We start from the raw sequence: 3,846 nt of genomic DNA on the forward strand, positions 1-3,846 counted from the left end.
CATCACACTAATGCTTGAATTCCAACAGCCGTACAGAAACTGCTAAATCGTCCTTTCACAGCTTCCCGTAAATCTGATAGAGTCAATTGCTCCATTGGTAACGGGTAAACACTCTTTTCTATCGACTGATCGGCCTTCTTGTGGTATGCTGACATTGGCGGTAACCTCCCTGTATGGTTTTGGTTGTTTCCCAAACCCATTATGCCATATCTGGCTGGGAACCGCCACTTCAATTTCCACGGCTGTTGGGACAATCTCCGAATCTACATCTGCGAGTACGAAACACCTAGAGAGCTAAGAACCATACTGAACAAATATATGAAAACTTACAACACTTATCGACCTCATTTGCGAGGGGAGGGCTTTTCTCCCCGAGCTTGCTACTACTCGATTAAACATTAATAATTCCTAACTTTTGAATTCATCTATTAAGTTATTAAATTCATCTTCATTCATTCCAACATACATCCTATGGATATAGCTTTCAAAACGACTTATTTTTTGATATGACAACCCACACGCAAGAAACACTTTATACCTATGCATCCTTCGAATCTTTTTATCTTTCGGTTCCTTGAAGCTCATTCTCATAAAAACCATTTCATATTTCGCATATGCACCGAACCCATATGCCACCGGTATATATGCAATTGAAAAAATGATAGGAATACAAAAACTTACTAACAAATCTACTAAACCTAACGTCGAATACGTTTCAACTGCTATCTTGAGAGTTAACTCTAAAAATAGAAAACCCAATATAGCTAAAATGAATGATATGAGTCTTTTGACTTGCTGGCTTTCACTTTTATACCCTGCTACAGTTTCTAACATAACAAGAAAAGTTACAACTGGCAAAATAATTATTTCTACTATCAAATTAAAAGTAAAAGAGCTGATAATAAATTCTAAAATGATAGTAAACTTTAAATTGTCAGTTAATATATTCCTAAAATAGTGACTTTCCTTTTTAGAGTTAACGGCTCCATAGCACACGGGTACTCCAGCAAACAAAACCCAAAATACAATATCTTTTAAATACGCATTTCTCCATATTGGCAGTTGCATTGAAAGGAAGGTGAGAATCGCCGCATATACCAAAATCGCTATAAAGGGAATCAGTAATTTTCTTGAAGCAGCGACTTTAATAACGCTTATTGCAGCTTTCCTTATTGATGGTGAGATAAAAACGAATGCTACAAAAATGATTAACCATATTCCTGTGGCTATTTCACGTGTTGAAAAAATATCGGTCATTGCTATCCTTCCGTTATAGTAATTTTCTTTAACCCTCCCCTCGCAACGGTACCGTGTACCACCCGACTTTTGTCGAATACCAGCGAACGGAATAATATGAACTAGTCAATAGTTCCACTTGGAGTCATTAACAGACCAGCAAATCACATAGTATTTCCGCGGCCTTCCCGTTGCCAAAGATATTATGTTGTTTTTCATTTGGCTCAAAAGATCTTACTGCATTGATGATATTTTTCCTCTTTATTTGTTGGCATTCAGTCTCTTCCCCAACCACCATATTCCACCCATCTTCCACTGTTTCCGGCCAGGCTGAGACTGTATCCAGAGTAATACAGGGTACTTTTGCAAAATAGGCTTCCTTTTGCAGACCGCCGGAATCGGTGAGTATTTTTCCTGCATTTTTGGTTAAGACCAGCATTTCCAGATAGCCTACCGGTTTGATCAGGTATATGTTGGGTGTATCTTTTAGTACCCGGTACAGTCCGTAGTGCTTCAGATACTTTTCAGTTCGTGGGTGAACAGGGAAGACCAACTCTATTTCTTGTGCAAGCTCTATAAAAGCTTTGCAAATTTCCCGCAATTTCTCCTCGGTATCGGTATTGCTTGCTCTGTGTACTGTTGCCAGCAGGTAATTGCCTTGTTCCAGGCTTAGATTATCCAGAATTCCGGTTCGTTTTTCTGCTTCCTTTGAAAAGTGCAAAAAGCAGTCCAGCATAACATCTCCTGTCAGATACACCCCTTAGGTCAACCCTTCCCGGTGCAGGTTATCCAAGCATACAGGAGTAGGGGTAAAGAGCATACTTGAGATATGGTCCGTGACCACTCTGTTTACTTCTTCGGGTATCGTCTTGTCGTTCATTCTTGGCCCAGCTTCTACATGGGCAACGGGGATGTGCAGTTTGACTGCCGCAAGTGCCGCTGCCAGAGTGGAGTTGGTGTCGCCGTAGACTAGGACAACGTCAGGTTTTTCTTTAAGAAACAGTGCTTCCAGTTCGGCCATCATCTGGCCTGTTTGCCGGGCATGAGTGTCAGAGCCGATCCCCAAATTATAATCCGGTTGGGGTATATTCATTTCATCGAAGAAGATGTCTGAAAGCTCATGATTGTAGTGCTGTCCAGTGTGAATGATAATTTCCGTATGTTTTTTACGGAGTTCTCTAGAAACCAGTGCTGCTTTGATGAACTGTGGTCTGGCGCCGAGTACTGTGATGATTTTCAATTTCTTCACCTTCGTATATCCATTTCTACAGATTTATGGTTAATTATATGTTATTCGATATATGGTGGGGGATTTCCTGTATGATTATGCTACTTCATGAGAAGTTTTACATCGGTATCTCTAATAGCTATTTTGTTTTAGGGAAATAGATGCGTAGCTTGCAACCATTCTTCATATATATAAAAGATCATAAAGTGTTCATAGTGTAAAGTATTTGTAGGAGAAAATGTTGGAGAAAAAGACAATAATAAGCTCGGGGGGAAAAGCGTCCCCCTCGCAACGGTACCGGGTACCCCCCGCATTTTGTCGAATACTCGCGGACAGTACTGTGTGTGATATTTGAGGAGAATAAAACCCTCCTGGACAAACCCACACCACCCAACCTGCGGGTAGGCAGCCCTTGGCAAGAGCACCACATTCCACGCAGAGTGTCAGGCCTTATTACATAATACACATTACGGGAACTAGCCAACAGACTGTTTGTTTTACAGATATATAGGAAAATGTGCTTTAGCAAGCTCGGGGGGAAAAGGGCCTCCCCCTCGCAACGCTACCGGTTACCACCCGACTTTTGTCGAATGCGATCGTCAGCTTAAAACGGGTCCATTTGATCACTGAAAGTGATCCACCCTGATCTTTTGAATCTGATTGAGCTGCCCCAGACACGGGAAACCTAGAAAATAACCTGTTACGCATTCTTTTAACCAAATGGTAAAATGGGATGAGGAAACGTCCAATTCACTGGGGTGCTCTAGAGTAACTGTCCGAAGTTAAAATGAAAAAAATGGTCAATCTCTGATCCCTGGTTATGCTTAGTCCATGACCCTAACATCTCAACAGCTTACATTCTTTTTTTGTTTTTTGGTAAGACATAATCTAGTCCTGCGTTGATGATGGATAACATCTTCATTAAGACCAATCCTCGGGGAACGTCATGCCCGACTAGGAAAAGTTCACAAAGAAGATGGACGGCGCGGTTGCCACCATCATAGGGCTCGACCACGCCATCCTCTGTGGCAATGATAGTAGCGAGAGTGTGTACAACGAAAGGGGCTGATAATCATCTAAACTGCGGTAATTGTTCTGATGACTTTCATTGTGGCAATACCTGTTTTTGCATAACAAGAAGCCGAAGTGAAGTATTTAGATTTCGATGCCTTGGGTAGATCTTTCTGCACAGTAACTTCATATCCGAACGGGGTGACTATTGTTTTAACCATCCTTCCCACAGCAGTCCGGGTGAAATTATCTGTCAAATCCACCTTAGAGTTTTGTTGGCTGTCGAAGTATGCTTCAATTTCATCGACACAGGCGGACAAGGCTGGTTTTCCTGCTTCTGAGGCATCAATCATTCCGATGATGTTCTCATC

At 41.5% G+C, this 3,846-nt stretch carries 2 protein-coding genes and 1 pseudogene; all 3 read right to left on the reverse strand.

Features of this window, described 5'->3' with window-relative positions:
* Positions 1-408: 408 nt before the first annotated feature.
* A complete protein-coding gene (locus tag SSCH_RS04520; protein WP_044664438.1) occupies positions 409-1,257 on the reverse strand; it encodes a hypothetical protein in 849 nt (282 codons plus the stop codon).
* A gap of 127 nt (positions 1,258-1,384) precedes the next feature.
* Positions 1,385-2,485 (reverse strand): annotated as a pseudogene (gene wecB, locus SSCH_RS04525) (non-hydrolyzing UDP-N-acetylglucosamine 2-epimerase).
* A gap of 1,055 nt (positions 2,486-3,540) precedes the next feature.
* On the reverse strand, positions 3,541-3,846 hold a 306-nt coding region (locus SSCH_RS04530; protein ID WP_044664439.1), incomplete at its 5' end, for a hypothetical protein.

The organism is Syntrophaceticus schinkii (genome assembly GCF_000946815.1).
GTDB classification, from domain to species: Bacteria; Bacillota; DSM-12270; order Thermacetogeniales; family Thermacetogeniaceae; genus Syntrophaceticus; species Syntrophaceticus schinkii.